The organism is Paenibacillus sp. IHBB 3054 (genome assembly GCF_051594305.1).
Lineage (GTDB): Bacteria > Bacillota > Bacilli > Paenibacillales > Paenibacillaceae > Paenibacillus_AQ.
The window spans coordinates 1-13,452 of sequence record NZ_JBOFBG010000048.1; the positions used below are offsets into that span (position 1 = coordinate 1).

At 49.8% G+C, this 13,452-nt stretch carries 10 protein-coding genes; 1 reads left to right on the forward strand and 9 read right to left on the reverse strand.

The genetic code is table 11. The features are described 5' to 3' along the window. The first annotated feature begins 358 nt into the window (after window positions 1–358). The gene (locus ACQ76X_RS31535) at window positions 359–1,396 is read left to right on the forward strand and encodes a copper amine oxidase N-terminal domain-containing protein (RefSeq protein WP_438497697.1); all 1,038 of its coding nucleotides are present in this window, start codon (window positions 359–361) and stop codon (window positions 1,394–1,396) included. Between the two features lie 93 nt (window positions 1,397–1,489). Here ACQ76X_RS31535 and ACQ76X_RS31540 read toward each other — a convergent pair whose 3' ends face one another. The 9 genes from ACQ76X_RS31540 to ACQ76X_RS31580 all read right to left on the reverse strand — a co-directional run bounded on the left by ACQ76X_RS31540 (window position 1,490) and on the right by ACQ76X_RS31580 (window position 13,288). Next, window positions 1,490–3,064 (reverse strand): diguanylate cyclase, encoded by a 1,575-nt coding sequence (locus ACQ76X_RS31540; RefSeq protein ID WP_438497698.1) that lies wholly within the window; start codon window positions 3,062–3,064, stop codon window positions 1,490–1,492. A 491-nt stretch (window positions 3,065–3,555) separates the two neighbouring features. Further along, window positions 3,556–3,804 (reverse strand): type B 50S ribosomal protein L31, encoded by a 249-nt coding sequence (locus ACQ76X_RS31545; RefSeq protein WP_038597814.1) that lies wholly within the window; start codon window positions 3,802–3,804, stop codon window positions 3,556–3,558. A gap of 223 nt (window positions 3,805–4,027) precedes the next feature. Beyond that, a complete protein-coding gene (locus ACQ76X_RS31550; protein WP_038597815.1) occupies window positions 4,028–4,816 on the reverse strand; it encodes an SDR family oxidoreductase in 789 nt (262 codons plus the stop codon). 113 nt (window positions 4,817–4,929) lie between these two features. Continuing rightward, window positions 4,930–5,784, reverse strand: coding sequence for a diguanylate cyclase domain-containing protein (locus ACQ76X_RS31555; protein ID WP_438497699.1), 855 nt, complete (start codon window positions 5,782–5,784; stop codon window positions 4,930–4,932). Further along, on the reverse strand, window positions 5,774–7,870 hold the full coding sequence (locus ACQ76X_RS31560; protein ID WP_438497700.1) for a cellulose biosynthesis cyclic di-GMP-binding regulatory protein BcsB: 2,097 nt from the start codon (window positions 7,868–7,870) through the stop codon (window positions 5,774–5,776). Before ACQ76X_RS31560 ends, ACQ76X_RS31555 begins: the two co-directional genes overlap by 11 nt. A gap of 43 nt (window positions 7,871–7,913) precedes the next feature. Then, a complete protein-coding gene (locus tag ACQ76X_RS31565; protein WP_438497701.1) occupies window positions 7,914–9,164 on the reverse strand; it encodes a glycosyltransferase family 2 protein in 1,251 nt (416 codons plus the stop codon). A gap of 29 nt (window positions 9,165–9,193) precedes the next feature. Then, window positions 9,194–10,711 (reverse strand): hypothetical protein, encoded by a 1,518-nt coding sequence (locus tag ACQ76X_RS31570; protein WP_438497702.1) that lies wholly within the window; start codon window positions 10,709–10,711, stop codon window positions 9,194–9,196. A 20-nt stretch (window positions 10,712–10,731) separates the two neighbouring features. After that, on the reverse strand, window positions 10,732–12,273 hold the full coding sequence (gene wsfD / locus ACQ76X_RS31575; RefSeq protein ID WP_438497704.1) for a glycan biosynthesis hexose transferase WsfD: 1,542 nt from the start codon (window positions 12,271–12,273) through the stop codon (window positions 10,732–10,734). Window positions 12,274–12,319: 46 nt separating this feature from the next. After that, window positions 12,320–13,288, reverse strand: a complete 969-nt coding sequence (locus tag ACQ76X_RS31580; RefSeq protein WP_438497705.1) for a hypothetical protein — start codon at window positions 13,286–13,288, stop codon at window positions 12,320–12,322. Window positions 13,289–13,452 lie beyond the last annotated feature (164 nt).

Genomic DNA, 13,452 nt, shown 5'->3' on the forward strand with positions numbered 1-13,452 from the left:
TACCGGTACTTTTGTCGATGCGCTTCTACGCACAGATTTCGCCATGCGCAGGCATCCTAGCTACGCGGGGGCTTGGCCCCTCCCGCGACCGGACTTTCACCGGTTAGAGGTTGCGTGCTTAGCTGGGCACGCTGCTTTCGAAGCGAGCTTTCCTGCGGAAAGCTTTCAGGCGGACGCTATCGCTCCTACAGTTCCAAAATTCCCCTCCGCCACTTTTCCCAAAATGTAATTCTCAGAATTCAATCTATATAGAGTACTTTTATTTCAATTCATAAAAAATTGCAACAAAAGCAAAATGATCACCGTTAAGAAGATGACGCGCACCTGACACATTACTCAACTAAAGGAGACTACACACATGAACAAGTCACTGAAAACAAGCGTTGCCCTCTTAACATTGTCATTGGCCCTTACTGCAGGAGTCGTATCGGCCGCACCAGCCACAACCTCCATCAAAAACAACAAAACGCCACAGGTATCCGCCAGCACGGCGGCTAAAACTTTCACTATTGAAATCAACGGCTCAACCCTTTCTGATACCGGATTTCAGCCTTCCAGTGCCAAAGAACCTTTGGTTCCCCTTCGCACCGTTGCTGCGGCGCTTGGGTTTACCGTCACATGGAATACAGATACCAAAGCCGTTGATCTGAATAAGGGCAACATCTTTACAACCGTGAAGAACGGTGAAGACCGCTATGCCATCAATAAAATGTATACAACGCTCGGAACAGCACCGCAGACGAAAGGGAACCAGCTGTATGTTCCGGCTTCCTTTGTAAGCCAGGTGCTGCACCAAACCATCTCCGTGGAGGGAAAACAAATCGTGATTACTCCAGCCGTAGAACATCAGAATGAGAGTGGCGTCATTACTGCCCTTCGCAATGACGGTAAGTTCCAGTCTGTACAAATCAAAGGTACGGGCACCGCAGGTATTGTGCTGAATGTGGGCAAGGATACCGTTATCCAAATGGCTGACGGCACAAAGCTTGCATTTACCGATCTTCAGCTCGGCATGACTGTGGAAGCAGAGCATGCCATATTCGCCACCCTGAGTCTGCCGCCGCAAACCCCTGCTTACAAGATCACTGTCCAGGACTCAAAAAAGCAAGGCACTACGCTGGCGACGCAAGGTACTGTCGAAGAGGTGATCAAAGCCGAAGACGGCTCGCGCAGCATCCGGATTAAAGGCACTGCCCTTAGCGAGCAATCGCCAAGCGAGGTTGTGCTTCGTCTGGCTGAAGATACCGCGCTTGTTAATGAAAGCGGCGAGGCTGTAGAGGCAAGCACACTGGCTAAAGGCGCCAAGGTTATCGGATTCTATAGCCCCTTAATGACCAAAAGCCTGCCGCCGATCGGCACAGCCCTGAAGGTCGTTGTGGAGACAGTCCAGGAATAATTGGGCAGAATGACATAAAGATGATTTATACAGAAGACCACACTTTCTGCAAAGGTTGTCAGCGTGGTCTTCTGTGATATTCCTTAACAGACCTTATCCCTTAATTGCCTCTCTGAGTACAGGCTTGCGGCCCAGCGTCACTCTATTCTTGCCGGCAGCCTTCGATAGATACAACGCCTCGTCAGCCTCACGGTATAAATCCTCAAAGGAGATATCGCTGTGCTCTGTAAATGCAATCCCGATGCTTACGGTGAGCTGGATGCTGTGTCCGCCGTCCAGCTGAACAATATGCTCGCTCATTATGGCGCGGAAGTTCTCAGCTTCCGTCAGCGCTGCCCTCTCACTGCCGGTAAAAAAGCATACAGCAAACTCCTCACCGCCCACTCTGCCGGCAATGCCGTTATCCTTGTACACCGCAAGTATTTTACCGGAGAGATCGACCAGAGCCTGATCACCTGCCATGTGCCCATATGTATCATTGATCAATTTGAAATCATCTATGTCGAACAGCAGCAGGGCCATCCCTGCCCCCTCGCGAATCGTGTACTTCTGCACCAGCCGCATGAAATGCCTGCGGTTGTACAGCCCGGTCAGATCATCAACAGTTGCCTGGTAGAGCAGTTCACGCTCGTACCGTTTCTTCTCACTGAGATCGCTGACCACAATAAGCATGCCGGAAGGCCCCGTCTCTCTGCGCCCTGAAGCAATTAGTGACACCCCGTAACAGACGTCCATGGTGCCGGGGGCCTCGACTTCGAACTGCCCTTCAACCCGTTGTCTGTAATAACTGGCGATGTCACCGTAATGCTTCAGCAAATGATAAATGCTCCGGCCTTCCCAGCTGCTTGCCTGCTCTCCAATCAAAGCCGATAACATGGTCTCCGCGACTTTATTGACGTCGATAATGCTGTCATAACGGTCCGTCAGCACGATGCCGTCCTTCATGTTCTCAAAGATCTTATTCTTGGCCAGCGGATATAGGGAAAGCCGAGGATCGCGGAACAAGGACAGGTACGCCGCCAGTACCGGAGGCAGATATGTAAATGCTGTAAAGCCTGTAACCGAAATTTTGAGGAGCGGGAGGAAGAAAACAGAAATTACCGGAATTATAAGTCCGGCCAGCAAGAGCAGATTTCTTTTAAAAAAATACTTGGGTGCATTCAGCAGAGATAGGGCCAGCAGATAGACGGCATATAAACCAAAGAGCTGGTCGTAGGCTATGAGGATCATACTCAGAACCGTCGGTTCAACCATTATTCCGCTTATCCCCGCTACAGTGGTTATGCCAACTTCACTGCGCATCAGGTGATGAGCGGAGTCCGTGAAAATCAGCACAACATCCAGCACAACCGGAACGCAAAAGAAGGCAAGCCGCCGGTCAAGCCCTTCCGAAGAACGCGACACATACTCTTTAATCGCCGCGTAAGTAAATATCGTGCTCAAAAACAGCGGAGCCTGCTGAGCATTTTTCCAAAACAGCTTGGCCTGAAAAGAAAGGGAGAGGATTTCTCCGGCCGTAGCCGCGAAGATTGCGCTGACAAGCAACATTAAAATCCATAAATAGCGTCTTCCAGGTGTGTTGCGGTGCTTGTATGAACTGACGCCCATGTAGAGACTTAGAACACTGCCCATTAGTAAATAATACGGATAACCCTGCATCCATGGCATGTCATATTTCTCCTAATTTTGAGATAGCTTTGCCTTATTATATCCTACTATTTCGCACAAATGAATCACTCCTTGAAAAAATTACTTTCTTTTCGGGATTGTGGAAACTTATTGTCCAATAGGCAAGTGTGCCGGTTACTGCAGAGGACAGGCCAACATACAGGAAGACCCTACGGGCAGCCCGTAGAGTCTTCAAAAGGTGAGAAGCGAATTTTTAATTATGCCAGTTTCCAATTGCTAGGGTGCTGTTCCAGAAAACAATCGACGCAATCTCGATTTGGTCTTCCCTTTCAGATAGTACATGGGTTAATCAACTACCTTTCGGAATACACATTCACATGCCGTTCCATCCGTTAATTGATACCTTCCACTTCCCACCTGCTTATTATTACCCGCTCCCAGCGGCGGCAAAACAATAAATGACAAAAAAAAAGAGATCCCGGTCCGCCATCTGCATGACTTCCGTAATCTCCCTGTTTGTCTGGAAAATGTTATTTCTTCTGTGCCAGACGTTGTTTGAACTTGTCCACGCGGCCGCCAGTTTCTGCATCTCTTTGTTTACCTGTATAGAACGGGTGCGATGCGGAACTTGCGTCCACACGAATCACCGGATACGTGTTGCCATCTTCCCATTCCATTGTTTCACCGGATGACTTGGTAGAAGCGCTCAGGAATTTAAAGCCTACGCTGGCATCCAGAAAGATAACCTGGTTGTATTTCGGGTGTATGCCTTCTCTCATTGCAATAACCTCCTTCCCGGGTAAATAATGCTCTATGGTAACATGAAGCCATCTCTAGGTCTATTTAAGCAAAGATACTTAGACGAAGGGAGATTCGTAATTTCTACGATCAAATTACGCCACTCCATCATACGCGATCCCGCCCCCGGAGTCAACCTTTTGCCCATTTTTATTCCTATTTTCTTCCGGTGAATGGCATTCTATTCCTCCACCTCTACGGATTCTACAGCGACTTTACCATGCCGCCGTCAACCAGAAGACATTGTCCGGTAATGTAAGTATTCGCGAAGGACCCCAGGAATACGGCGGCCTTTGCGAACTCCTCCGGAGTGCCTGTTCTCCCAAGCGGAATCTGGCTAAGGGCCTCCTGCTGAACTTGCTCCAGCGGGACAGCCCGGGCTTCGGCGCGTTTGCCGTCAAGCTGCATAATCCGGTCTGTTCCGATGCGCCCAGGTGCAACTGAGTTAATCAGAATTCCCTCCGGGGCAAGCTCGGTCGCCAGACTTTTGGTCAGCGCATTCACACCGGCCCTGAATACATTGGACAAAATCAGCCCCTGGATCGGTTGTTTAATTGAAACGGAACTTATGCCAACGATACGTCCGCCACCCGCTGCGCGCAAATACGGCAGTGCTTCCCGGATCAGGCGCACCGTACTCATCAGTGTAAGCTCAAAGCCGCTGTTCCAGTCGGCATCCGCCATATCAGCAAACCCTCCACCTGGCGGTCCCCCGGCATTGGTGACAAGCACATCAAGGCCCCCAGCCTCCTCAGCCGCAGCCTGAACCGCTCGCCGGATATCCTCCGGGCTCGTCACATCCATTTCAAGTATGGCAACCTGCTGACCGGTCGCCTCCTCAATCTTGTCCCGGGCCGCAAGAAGCTGCTGGCGGTTCCGGCTGGAAATGGTCACCTTTGCTCCCTCACGCGCAAATTCCAGAGCAGTTGCCAGTCCCAGTCCCTTGCTCGCCGCCGCCACAAATACCGATTTTCCGTTCAGACCCAAATCCATGCTTCTTCCTCCTTACTATATAGATTGAATTTAAGATTTACCCATTTGGGCGAGGACGTAACTACGGTGAATATTTGGACTATTATTAGCTTGTCCTGAATTTTCATATTAAATTAAACGTCATATTCGAGCTGCTTCTTGGCCTGAACAATGAAATCAAACGGATTCTCGATGGTTTCGGCCTCATATTCCACAGCACCAATCTTCAGTCCCAGATTTACCTTGTATTTGGTGGAGAACTCCGTATCGTTTAATTCCTGAAGCTTAAATTTGATCCGTTCAATGACAATCTTAGCGCCTTCCTGGTCAGTAAACAACAGCAGCCCCCAGGTAGCATCGTCCTTATCCAGTAAATACAGTGCATCATTGGTACGGATGCTGGACTGGCTGAGCTGGGATACATCATAGATAGCCTCGGACAGTTGGTCATCCGGAATCAGCCGGCGGATCTCGCTCCAATATTTCACCTTAATCACAAGCAGCGTGAGCGGGATATTGTACCGGGTTGAGATGCCTGTAAAGAGGCTGGCATCCTTCTGGAAAGACACGCTGTTCCGCAAATCGGTATTCTCATCAACCGTGGCCAAATTGGCGGATTTCTTCATCAGCCGCTCGTTCTCTGCCTGCAGCTCGCGGCTGCTTGTAGTGAACACCCATAACACTACGGTAAGCAGCGGTGTCATGATCAGCCAGAAATAGGTGTCTACACCGATCGTTTCCCCCTGCGATACCGTCTGATAGACGATAAAGAAACCATAGCCGAAGATGAAGGCGAGATTCAGCGTGAGCCCGGCGGTTACCGTGGTGAAGTAGGTGACCAGCGCCAGCAGAAACGCAAGATTCAGAATGATGATATTCTGGATATAGTGATCCGGCGATCCGGAGATAAATACAATACATATGAATATCAGCACCAGGAAGGCCAGAAAGCCCAGGTCGGATATCAGTCCGCTGCGGTTACGTCTCACGCTGATCACCACGTTTCTTGAAATGTTTGCGAAGCAGCAGAAGCAGCGCCACAAGCACCAATGTGACCACAAGCACGACTGCCACCACAAAGCCTAGCACATCACTGCGGGCTGTAATTTGCTTCAACACCGAATCCTTGGCCGCACCGGTAATCGTCTTGAAGCGGTAAGCGCCGACGTTGCCGTCTTTATCAAGGATGACCCCGTCGCCGTACACCTTCCACTTATCCTTCTCGGTAGAAATCAGCTTGGAGGCCATGTAATAATCCTCCGAGTTGACCCCGGTTACTGCCAGCAGCCCGCGCCCATTCTCATACGGGGAATCGACAAGCTGCAAGGTTCCGATTTCTGCACCATACTTCTCTTCAATACTCATCTTCTCATTCGAGAGGAGCGTTGAACCGTCCGTATTGTAACGGAAATAGAGCTTGTCGTTATTGTCCCGGATTACCTTATTATTCTTGTAGGAACCTATGGCAATGATATTGTTATTCTTCAGATTATCGGCACTTACATCATCCGTATAGTAGTGGATATCTCCAGTATTGCCGCCGGCATACCGCCCAAGCAGATTGAAGACATTGCCCAGACTTTGATAGGAGTAATCATCCATCTCAGCAGGCAGCACAACGGCAACATGGTTATAAATTTCATCGCGCAGGAATGGATACGGATAGTTATTGAACAGCAGTTCCGTGCGGTCCTTTGTATTCAAATGCATCGCTGACTCCTTGCCGATATAGGCCCAAGGCATTTGCTCCGTATTCGGCGTGCAGACGGCACTTGCCATTTCCAGATCAAAAGCGACCGTGACAGAGAAGTTTCCGGAAATATTCAGGCTTTGCGGCACCGATACATTCAGGGTATCGCCGTTAGCCAGCTCCTTCGTCAGCTTTTTGCTGCCAATTGGCGTATTGTTAATGCTCACTGTAACCAGAGACCGCTCAAAATCAAGATTCTGGGCATAGCGGAAATCCAGACTGATTTTACCGGAATCGGCAATGGAGCGGTTAGAGGGCAAGGAAACAAAATAAGTCCGTTCCTGATGATTGGGGCCGGTCAGCTTGTCGCCCGCTTCGGCAAAGGTTACATTCGAACTGATGGAATAGGCCGGATCGGCAACTTCGGTGGCATCGTCAACCGCCTTCACATCACTGCTGATCTGGCTGAGCAGCTCCTGGCTTGCGAGCAGCCGTCCGGCTTTGATCAGCAGGCTTTCGTCCTTCGAGGTCACCACCAGCGTTGGCCGGGTATCCTTCTGGACCAGCTGAATCAGGGCATGGGTGCTAAGATCCTCAGTGGAGCTTAGGAGCTTCATCAGTCCGGCGGGAACATGGTCGTACATCGCCACCACGACCACGAAGCCCTTGTCCTTGATCGTATCCTCCCGGTAGGGCAGCAGCGGAATCGTCCGGTCTTCCAGCGTATTCCCCTTTACCAATCCCGACAAAGCATAGGTGGCAGACTCCAACTCGGAGCCGCTGGCATTCTCCGGTATGGCAATAAGGCTCTTATTGCTGTTTAACGTATCAATCCCGGAGAATCTTTCCGTGAAGTCACTGATACCTCCGGTTAGTGCTTTTGGGGTGTACACTACTGCAATACTGGAGGTGTTGAACAGATGCAGCCAGCTGCCCTGCTTGTTGTCCACATAGCATATTTGGTCATCTGCTGTCGTAGTCCGCAGATTTCCTTTAATGCTCAGTACGTTGCTGCCCTCTCTCAGGAACCCTTTAGGTGCACTAAGGCTTAATCTCTGCTCCCCGTTATTCTGCAGTGACGGCCTGAACGAGTAGAATGGACTGCCGTTAAGCGACAGGGTGACACTCGAAATCTGCTCCGCTGTAATTTGCGAAACTTGAAAATGCAGATTGATCTTAAGCTCATCTACATTCCAATAATCCATTATTGTGAAGTTCTGCTGCATGGAGCTGGATCCCGAAAGGGCAGTATCCGTTGCGGTAAAGGATGTCTCATAAGTCAGCCTGCCATCTCCGGGAAGTGCCGGCGCGGCAGAAGCCGCAGGGAGCTGGAGCAGGAGCAGGGAGAAGCAGAGCACCCATAACAACATCTGTTTTTTTATCATATTCCGTATCTCCTGTGCATCTTATTTCTCTTGCTCCGGCGCTTTAATAGCGTTCGGTTTTGTACCATTTGGCTTCCCGTTTGAAAATGACGTCCTTAAGATAGTTGTATAAACCGTAAGCGGCGACAACCATCCAGAGCTGGCAGTACGAAACATACATCAGCAGAATGATCCATAGATTAGACAAGCTCATCTCGCCCTTCTCCGTCGTCAGCGTGACGAAGATTCCAACCACGAACAAGATGATGGCAAGCAGCCACAAGAAGCTGCTGAGTCCGGCAATCGTAGTATGAACATAGCCCATCGCATGGAGAACCAGCAAGATATCCGATGTCACAAGTGAGATCAGGAGCAGGAAGTAGATCGACAAGTAATACAGGATATCGAAGCGTATTTTGGCAGCCGACTTATTGAAGAGCAGCGGAATGTTCTTGACGATTACATAGATGTTGCCTTTCGCCCAGCGTGTCCGCTGCTTGAACCAGACCTTTACCGTCTGCGGCTCCTGCTCCCAGGTCACTGATTTCGGCTGAAACTTGATCCGGTAGCCCATCATGTAAATCCGGAAGCTGATCTCGGTATCCTCAGCGATTGCTTTGACATCCCAGCCGCCGATGCTCTCCACAATAGACCTGCGCATAATAAAGTTGGTGCCGGGAATGGTGCAAAGCTTGAACAGCTTCCACCGCCCCGCCTGGGCCATCCACTGAAAAGACAACGTCTCAATATTAATAAACCGGGTGAGCAGGCTCGCATCACGGTTACGGGTTCTGAATTTACCGATTACCGCGCCGAGTGTGGAGTCATTCATAATCTCCGCCACCAGATAGCGCAGCGCCGTTCTTTCCGGTGTATTGTCGGCATCATAAATGGCGATCAATTCGCCCTTGCTGCGGGCAAAGCCTATATTTAGCGCATTGGATTTGCCTTTGCCGCCCGTGACCGCATCCGTATTAATGATCATCAGATTGCGCTGCGGATGTCTTTTCTGAATGCTCCCCAGCAGCAATGCACTATTATCCGAGGAGTTATCATTAATGACGATAATCTCGTAACGGTCATGCGGGTAATCGAGGGCCAGGAGCGACTCTACGGTCTTGCTGATGACCACTCCCTCATTGTGTGCGGGAACCATGATGCTGACAAAGGGATACTCGCCCTTAATCTCGGGGACATCTTCGTTTTCCGTTGTGATGTAATATAAATATCCCGCGATGATTAAAGCCACATTCACAAGCAGCAGCGACCAGATGCAGATCACCGCGATCACCATCAGCACATCCGATATCGTCATATTGTTCTCCTACCATTGATAAATTTTCTTTATTTCAAATATTTTCTCCGGTACATCCTGTAACCGATAATCAACAGGCTGCCGAACACGAGCAGAGAGATGATGATGACCACAATAAAAAACTGATTTTGCGCACTGAACAGCCGGGTGAAGCTTTTGACCTGCTCCTTCTGATACTGGTAATCGCTGTCCACCACTTCCGGCGCATACCCGACATTAAGTGCCTTGCCGCCCACTCTGATGACACCGTCTACGGAGGCAATAGTGTTCGTATCGGTAACTACCTTATGGGCTCCCTGCTTATAATCGGCAAAAGAGATCCAGCTCTGCTCCACCGTGCGCAGCATGGATTCCAGTCCTTCGTCGTCCTCCGGAAGATCGACAACAACCGCGGTATCCAGCGGTAACTGGGGCATAGCCTTTCCGGTATGCCGCAAACTCAGGAGGAACTCCGGCATCACACTGTACAGGCTGGAGGCAAAAACCGCCGAAGTGTCGGTCTGCTCCATATACCGGGCTTCTTCATCCGGATACAGCACAGCTGAGTCGAAAAAGCCCATTCCTGCCCCCGCATACTCTTTGTCGTAGGTCCAGTATCCTTCCGCTCCAATGCCCAGCGGTGCTATACCGCCCGCCACCAGCACATTGATGAACCCGTTCATCTTGCCCTTCAGTGAGCGGTCGCTCAAGCTGATAGGCGGTCTTACCGCAGGCGCATTCACCACAATACTGCCGTTGCGGGATTGCACAATTCTCAGCGCCTCCAAATAACGCTCCATCGCCGGGAAGTCGGTGTTGCCGAACACCGGCCGGACACTGGCAATGAACGGAATTCCGTTCTGATAGAGCCGGTCTGCTGTCTTCTCCAGCAGTTCAAAATCCGAGAACGGGTAAATCTCCTTAAGCACCAGATAGGTTTGAGGTGCCACAGAAGACGGAAGCCAATCCTTCAGTACATAAGCCATTGCGACAGTACTGAAATTCCCTTTCTCCAAATAGGGTACATAAGTATATTGTCCCCGGCTCACGGCATAAGGCGCCTGCAGACTGCCGCCCTGAAATGAAAAACTACCGTAGGCATGCGTTGCCTTGCTCGCCGCAATATAGGGCATCTCTGGCACATTCAGGCCAACTCCGGAGAACTCTCCTATAGAAAGGCTGGCATATTGCCCGTGAAATACAGCCGTGGATAGCTGCAGCGTCTGCTTCATCTTGACTGGGATGTTGTAACCAACATGCAGAACCTTCCCCGGATAATTATCCGCATCTTCTAAGTACGCCTTATTCGTAATGGCAAGATCTTCACTGTTTATGACTGTTATCACGCTGGAGTACGATGCCAGTGTGCCTTGCTCGTATTCATCCAGACTCATTAGTGTAACTTTGGTGCTGTAGGCGGCCAGCAGCCGCTGAAGCTCCGTGATATTTCCTTCCCGGGGCGTTCCTTTCGCCAAGCTGTCGAACAGCAGCAGGGTCTGCTGCGGTGCGGGAGCGGAATGTACGGGAACCGGAGCCGGAAGCAGCAGTGCGAATATAACCAGCAGCAAGCCTATGATCCTCTTGCGGTTCAAGCACTCACACCCTTTTCGGCTACGGAATATTCGCCTGCAGGGACGGCAGGGCTCGCGGGAGTCGCGGTTGAGATTTTCTTTTTCAAGAAGAGCCCCCGTCCAATGACGCTTGATACGGTAAAGAAGGTCACCAAGTCAAACGACAACGTAAACAGGAATTCATGCTTGGCAATGTCGGCATCGCCCGCTCCGATAATAGATACAAAGATACCGGACAGCCCCACCAGCATCGTCGCTATAATCAGCAGCAATCTCTGCAGGCCTCTGAAATTCCCGGCTTTCGCTGCCGTCACAAAGGACGGCGTAAAAATCCCTATAATAACCGCCATCCATAAGAGAATAAAGGCGAAGGTTCGCGGGGCCAGCTTTTCTTTAAGCATACTGTAAAGGGTGAAGAAATGGCTTTGCGCGCGAAATTCCTTACCTACTGATTTCTCGTAGTTGCCCATCGCCGCAGGCTTGATGGTATAGGCGCTTTTCGCGGCAGTATCCAGTATAGAGCCCATCTGGGCAGGATTGGCCAGATAATATTTCAGGACCGAGACAAAGCCGTACTGGCTGTAAAAGTCCTTCTCCAGAATGTCCGATTTCACATCAACTGTGCCGTATTGGTCGTAATACGTATTTTCCCTTAGAATCGCGTATTGCTCGTTGATACCAAAGGACTTCAGAGCCGTTTCCGGATTGTCGGATTGCATCATCACCCCGCGGGTCATGGCATGATATTGGTTAATATTCACGAACTCCTTGGAGATGTTCAAATAGGTTGCAACACCCGTGATCATCATCAGCGCCGCAGCAGCAATAGTAAGCCAGCGGAAGAGACGTTCCCTGCGAATCCAGATAAGCGAAAGCGCGAACAGGGAAATCACCATGCCCACCGGAGCATTCTGCTGCTTGGAGGTCGTCAGGATCAGCGTACTGATCAGAAACACCGCCAGCATGGCATAATCATTGTATCTTCCGCGGTAGAGAAGCAGCCATGAGGCGAACATGAACAGCATAGTAATCATCACAATGCTCTCGCCAAAGAAGGAATTGAAATACGCCGTATAGCCGGTATCTCCGAAGATAACAATCGCAATGACCGCGGTGACCATCCCCCGTCTGCGGGACATACGGCAAGTAACAGCCTCTATTAACAGATAAACAGCTGCGACATAAAGAATCAGATAAATGGCTGCCTGAAAGCGGATATCAAAGACCTCTTTGCTGAAGAACAGCTTATTGACTCCAATTGCCAGCTTAATAAAGAGGGATTGGGAGGAGACCAGCATGGAGCTGTTCTCATTATAATATTGATAGATTCCGAACTGTTTAACAAAATAGCCAAAATACTGGCTGTCATAATCCGGCAAGTTGAAGTAGAGGCCGTTGCTGTAGATGATGCGGAAAAAGTCGCCGTTATCGGCCATCCCCACATAGGGAGCCGTAAACAAGGCGAAGACAGTAATGATCAGTACGCCAATGGCCGCTGTCAAAGCAGGGGTTACCGTTAAATTAACAGGGATTAAACCTCTGCGCAAAGGTATTTTCATTGTGTTGTCATCCATGCGGGTTCACCTTCGTTACTATTAGATTAAATTAGTAGGAATAAGCGAGTAAGGCCATAAGATTGTCAAAAGAATAGGCTTGTCCCGTCTCAGGATTTCCGAACCCGCCGTATAGGACACTCCCTGTATCCGTAACTCTAAATTCGTTCATTCTTTCTATACTTCTGCTATAAAGAGAGTCGTCGCCGATCTCTGCGCCAATCATTGCCGTAAGGGCATAAATTGCCGTGGAGCGGATATCATTGGCCGGCTGGCCGTCCCTGGTGTATTGCCCGTACAGCGTTCCCGCCTCTACCTGCTCCTTGATATAGCGGATACTCTGTGGTTTCTGCCGGTCCACCTCAGCCAAATTCAGAATACTCAGCAGCGATTCCACCGTATTGATTTTTTCCGAGCTATAGTTACCTGTCTTATAATTAAATCTCGTTTCATAGAACGGGAACTCATCTGACAGATACCCGTCCTCGAGAATTGTGTTCATGTTGTGTAATAAAATTCCGCGAATTTCGTCATTTATCGACAATTTTTGCAAGACATCCAGATTAATATAACATAAAGTAACAAAGTCATTGGTCACCCGGAAATCATTGTCATAGAAATCGTACATATATCCATCTTTTACATTATTGCGGTAAAAAATCTTAGAATATTCGGCTGCTTCGTTCGTGTATTCCTTGTTGGCAAAGGTGTCTCCTGCTGCATATAGCGCGCCGATCAAGCGTAAATCATCAACGGCGGCATTAAGGGGGTAGTGTTTTTGGAGTTTCGGACTATAACGATAGCTGAAACCGCCCTCTGTACTGAACGTTTGCTTCGCCTTTGCCCATTCTGAGGAGAACAGCTCCTTATTGCCGCTCAGTACGGCGATCCTCATCATGAGTGAAGCAGACTCGCTTAGTACTTCGTGGCCAGTGGCTGCTTCTGCCGTCTGGTCGGTGTCCTGCAAATTCGTATAGACGCCATAAGGACCCGTAAGCTGTTTTGCAATGAATGTGTACAACTCTTGTTCCTCTTTATCTATATGGACGGCTGGTTGGCTCTTCAAGGGAGTAGAGGATGAAGGCAAAGAACCCGTGCTGGTCTCCGGGGAAGATATTGGCTGCTCCCCATTGCTCTTGCAGGAGGCCAATAAACATAGAGACAGCATAATAGCCGCGGCTTGAA

Excerpts from the sequence above, each read along its gene's own strand:
- ACQ76X_RS31535 (WP_438497697.1), top strand. The coding sequence starts at position 359 with ATGAACAAGTCACTGAAAACAAGCGTTGCCCTCTTAACATTGTCATTG.
- ACQ76X_RS31540 (WP_438497698.1), bottom strand. The coding sequence starts at position 3,064 with ATGCCATGGATGCAGGGTTATCCGTATTATTTACTAATGGGCAGTGTT.
- ACQ76X_RS31545 (WP_038597814.1), bottom strand. The coding sequence starts at position 3,804 with ATGAGAGAAGGCATACACCCGAAATACAACCAGGTTATCTTTCTGGAT.
- ACQ76X_RS31550 (WP_038597815.1), bottom strand. The coding sequence starts at position 4,816 with ATGGATTTGGGTCTGAACGGAAAATCGGTATTTGTGGCGGCGGCGAGC.
- ACQ76X_RS31560 (WP_438497700.1), bottom strand. The coding sequence starts at position 7,870 with ATGATAAAAAAACAGATGTTGTTATGGGTGCTCTGCTTCTCCCTGCTC.
- ACQ76X_RS31565 (WP_438497701.1), bottom strand. The coding sequence starts at position 9,164 with ATGACGATATCGGATGTGCTGATGGTGATCGCGGTGATCTGCATCTGG.
- wsfD (WP_438497704.1), bottom strand. The coding sequence starts at position 12,273 with ATGAAAATACCTTTGCGCAGAGGTTTAATCCCTGTTAATTTAACGGTA.